General features: G+C 38.0%; 3 protein-coding genes and 1 pseudogene. All 4 read right to left on the bottom strand.

Going from position 1 to position 4,566, the window contains the following annotated elements:
* Positions 1–326: hypothetical protein (locus BQ7314_RS10590; RefSeq protein ID WP_174483667.1), on the bottom strand; the 326-nt coding region annotated here is incomplete at its 3' end.
* Positions 327–713: 387 nt separating this feature from the next.
* On the bottom strand, positions 714–2,501 hold the full coding sequence (locus BQ7314_RS10585; protein WP_174483666.1) for a two-component system response regulator: 1,788 nt from the start codon (positions 2,499–2,501) through the stop codon (positions 714–716).
* A 306-nt stretch (positions 2,502–2,807) separates the two neighbouring features.
* A complete protein-coding gene (locus BQ7314_RS16005) occupies positions 2,808–4,217 on the bottom strand; it encodes a response regulator (protein WP_342590406.1) in 1,410 nt (469 codons plus the stop codon).
* Positions 4,218–4,310: 93 nt separating this feature from the next.
* Positions 4,311–4,427: pseudogene (locus tag BQ7314_RS16000) on the bottom strand (ATP-binding protein); the annotation flags it as partial.
* Positions 4,428–4,566 lie beyond the last annotated feature (139 nt).

Below are 4,566 nucleotides of genomic sequence, written 5' to 3'. Positions count from 1 at the left end.
ACGTTGGTCTGGGGTAGCCGAAAGGGGCTGCGAATGATGACGCTATCTGCATCTATGCTGAAACCTCGTATGGTTTTATTTTCATGATAACTGTCCCATATCCCATTTTCATGTCCTTCTTCAATCACCAAAACATGAGCAGAAATAGCTACCGATTGCGTTATTTTAGCAAGTTCACCATTAAAACTACTGATGGGCAGATTTTCAGTCGTAGTTTTTGTCATATATTGCCACGATTCTGGATCGGGTAGTCCTTGCACAGGCTCCAGCCCAAATGCAGTATATTCAGGCATTTGGATCGCTTGAACAGGCTGTATGCTTAGCATTGCCAGACAACAGAACAACAAGCATGTATTAAAGCTTATGTTAATGCTATGTAAGTGTTTACTAATCGTTTTCATAATGATCCCCTTCTGCGAAAATTTCGCCAAAAATCAGGCCACATTAGCATGAATTTTACCAATCTTTGCGGCTTGAAAAACCTTATTCATCATTAAAAATTCTCTGCATTTAAGCTGAGCGACACATAATCAGACGTTTAAACTTACGTGCCCTGAACGTGTTTTCCAATTCTAATATACTTTTACGCTCTAACGCCTTTATTTGAGGCAATCACAGCAGTGAAAATGCAACCATAGATAATGAAAAGTTCGCAATATTGGTCACTTGTGTCTCTTTGCTTATATGGCCTGTCACCGATAGGCGCGGACTCATCAACTACTAGGCAAAGGCTTGGCAACCAATCGCTCAATTTCTTCTGCATTGACTGGTTTGCTAAAGTAATAGCCTTGTATCATATCGCACTCATGTGCCTGTAAAAACTGCAGTTGCTCTTTAGTTTCTACGCCCTCTGCAATCACTTTCAGTCCTAAGCTTTGTCCCATTGCAATAATTGCTTTAACTAAAGCATCATCACCAGAATCCAAATTAAGGTCTTGAATGAAAGATCTGTCAATTTTCAATATATCGACTGGAAAGCGACGTAAATAACTTAAAGAAGAATAGCCTGTGCCAAAATCATCAACAGAAAGTTGCACGCCCACTGCTCTGAGTTTAGATAGCATTTCCATAACTACGCTAGAGTCTTCCAGCATTAAGTTTTCAGTAATTTCTAGTTGTAAATCAGCACCTGAAAGTTCAAATTCACGTAGCAGCTGCTTAATCAGGTAATAACTATTAACTTTTTCACAAAATTGGCGCGTAGACATATTAATTGCTATATGCAGTTTATCTAAGCCTTGTTTTTTCCATGCGCTAAACTGCGCACAGGCGGTGCGCAAAATCCATTCGCCTAGTGCTAATATCAAATCACTTTCTTCGCTGATAGAAATAATTTTTTCTGGAGAAATCTGCCCTAAAGTCGGATGTCGCCACCTCAAAAGTGCTTCCACACCACAGATATTATTGTTTTGTAAGCTGATAATAGGCTGATAATTTAAATATAACTCGTTATTATCCAGGGCTATACGTAAATCTTTTTCTAACTCCATACGGTGGTTCACATAAGTTGTTAAATTTGAAGAGAAGAAAGCATACGCATTTCTGCCTTTTTCTTTTACGTCATACATAGCCATATCGGCATGTTTAAACATCGCATCGAGATCATCGCCATCTTCAGGGTAGGCGGTGATACCAATACTTGAACCGATATGAATTAAGTGACTATGAATCTTAAAAGGACGCGCTAGAGAAGTAATTATTTTTTCTGCAACAATTGCGGCATGTTCTTTAGTTTTAACCGTATTCAAAATGACTGTGAATTCATCCCCGCCTAACCGGGCAATGGTATCTACACCACGCAAGCAGGCTGTTAGCCGAATACCTACTTTTTCTAGCAATAAATCACCTATATGATGTCCTAAAGTGTCATTCACACGTTTGAAGCGGTCTAAATCAATCAATAATAAGAAAAATGAGCTGCTATTTCGTTTAGCTAATTTATACGCATACGCTAATCTCTCATTGAACAAATTTCTATTGGGTAATTGAGTTAATGGGTCATAATTTGCTAAATAATGTAATTTCTCATACGCTTTTTGTTTCTCGGTTATTTCCCGAGTCAGCTCTACCGTTCTTTCTGCCACTAATAGTTCTAATTCAAGCGTATGCTGTCTTAATTGTTCATTTGCTTTAGATAGGGCAATATGCGTGGCAACTCTAGCTTTAACTATGGGGGGGCTAATAGGCTTGGTAATATAATCAACGGCTCCGAGATCAAAACCATGAAGCTCATCTTCTATTTCATTTTTAATGGTTAAAAATATTACAGGGACATCGTGCCCTCGTTCTGATAATTTTACCCGTTTGCATACTTCATAGCCATCCATATCAGGCATTAAAATATCTAATAAAATGAGATCAGTGTTGCCTTTTTTTAGTTTATCTAGTGCCTCCAGTCCATTATTTGCAATGCAAACGTGATAATCCTCTTTAAGAATATCGGCAATCAAGCTGGTAAAGAAGCGCTCATCATCGACCACCAAAATATTAGGTTTGTACATAGATAAAGTTCTAACTGGTTGAATAATTATGGTTTATGAAGATTACTTAGGTTTAACAATCAATTCATCCCTGCAAGCATTAAGGTACACTGAAATTGATGATTTAACAATAGTTTATAACATCGGTGGCTAAGGTTTAGCTTAAGCTTCTAAAGAAGTCACTGTGGAAGCCACAGAGAAGATAAAACCTGCACATCATATTTTTATGTTTGATTTGGAAAATGTATTTACATCAATTCGATTAACTTGAAGGTAGCCTTTCTTACGCTGGAAAGGGGGGAATAAGGGGAGCTGAAAACAGCTAGCCTATTTACTTATTGCTTTTAATAACTCAATAGCTAAGTCAAAATCATAATTTTTAATCGCTTGTTCAAACTGTGCTATTTGATTATTTGTATGTATAGGTAAGTGACTTCGTATTTCTTCTAAATAGTTTAAGGCTTCGGCATCTCCGTTTTCAAGCAATAAAGATAGTTGTTTAAATTCTTTATTGAGTTGTTCTGTCGATATATTATTATGTTTTTGTTCTGGTTCGCTTGGCGCACTAAATTGCTGTAATTCGTCTAGTAAGCTTGTAAAATCTCGATAAAAGCATGCCAGCTGACTGGTGTTATCTTTGGCTTTGGCAATGGCAGATTCAAGTTCAATACTGCTTTGTTGTAGTTTTCTTGCGCCTATATTTCCTGCCACACCTTTGATCGTATGAATAATACGGCTAACATCTTGAGTTCGCTTTTCAGCCAGTGCCTGTTCTAACAGTGCTGTATCTGATTGATGGTCTTGGTAAAATTCTTTGAGTAATTTACTGAACAGCGACCGATTGCCGCCTACGCGTTTCAATCCCCACTCAACATCAAGATTTTCAGAATAATCCGGTAAAAGTATATAGCTATCTTGTAGTGTCATAGTGGGTGTTATCGTGTTTTCAGAGCCATGTACGAGCCAGTGAGCTAAAACTCTATACAGTTCATCCGGGTTAATTGGCTTAGTAATATGTTCATTCATACCTGCATGTAATGATTTTTCTTTATCGCCTGTCATCGCGTGAGCCGTCATCGCAATAATAGGTAAGTCTTTAAATTGAAGGTTTTTTCTGATTTCCTTAGTTGCTTGTATGCCATCCATTTCAGGCATTTGAATATCCATCAGTATGGCATCATAGGTGTTATTTTTTACAGGGGGCTGTGTTACTTTATTCACTGCATCCAAACCATTGATCGCAATATCAACGCTTAAGCCAAATGATTTCAGCAGCTCCTCTGCTACTTGCTGATTAATTTTATTATCTTCAACCAGTAGTACTGAGCCACTCAAACGTTTATTTTCAACCTGTATATTAGGTGCAGCCGAGGATATGTTAGGTTTTAGTGCTTTGATAATCGTATCAAATAAAGTAGATGGTGTGACTGGCTTGGAAATAAACCCATTTAAACCAATTGCTTGGGATTCTTTTATGACCTCTTCTTGCGCATAGGCAGTGACCATAATAATGGCTGGAACTTTACTCATTCGAATTTGTTTTTTAATATACTTCACCGCCTCTAAGCCATTAATTTCTGGCATAGAGCAATCCATTAAAATAAGGTCAAATGATTTTCTTGATTCCCGCAGGGTACTGTATGCCTGTTTAGCACTGACAACACTGGTTACTTTAAAAGATAAAGAAGCGAGTTGGTCGCGAAGCACAAGACGTGCTGTCGCATTATCATCAACCACAAGCACACGTAAGTCTTGAAAATCAGGGTGGGGTGGTTGATAAGATCGGTTATGTAATGGATCTAGTCCAAATTCTGCAAGAAAGAAAAAATGGCTACCTTTTCCTGGCTCGCTTTCAACATTGATTGTACCATTCATTAGGGTGACTAATTTTTTGCAGATGCTCAGCCCTAATCCAGTCCCACCATGTAAGCGTGTAGTTGAGGCATCCGCTTGAAAAAAAGTAACTTCTCATTATCCACAGGCAAATATTAAAAAATTGCTTTACAATATATTCTATGAACTCGCCTAAACCGAAACTGCCAGAGATAAATGAAGAAGATCGCACGCCGCTAGTGGATGTGCTGTT

Origin of the sequence: methanotrophic endosymbiont of Bathymodiolus puteoserpentis (Logatchev) (genome assembly GCF_900128525.1) — a bacterium.
Classification (GTDB): Bacteria; Pseudomonadota; Gammaproteobacteria; order Methylococcales; family Methylomonadaceae; genus Methyloprofundus.
Note: the sequence above shows the minus strand (reverse complement) of the source record. Positions and strands in the feature narration are given on the sequence as shown.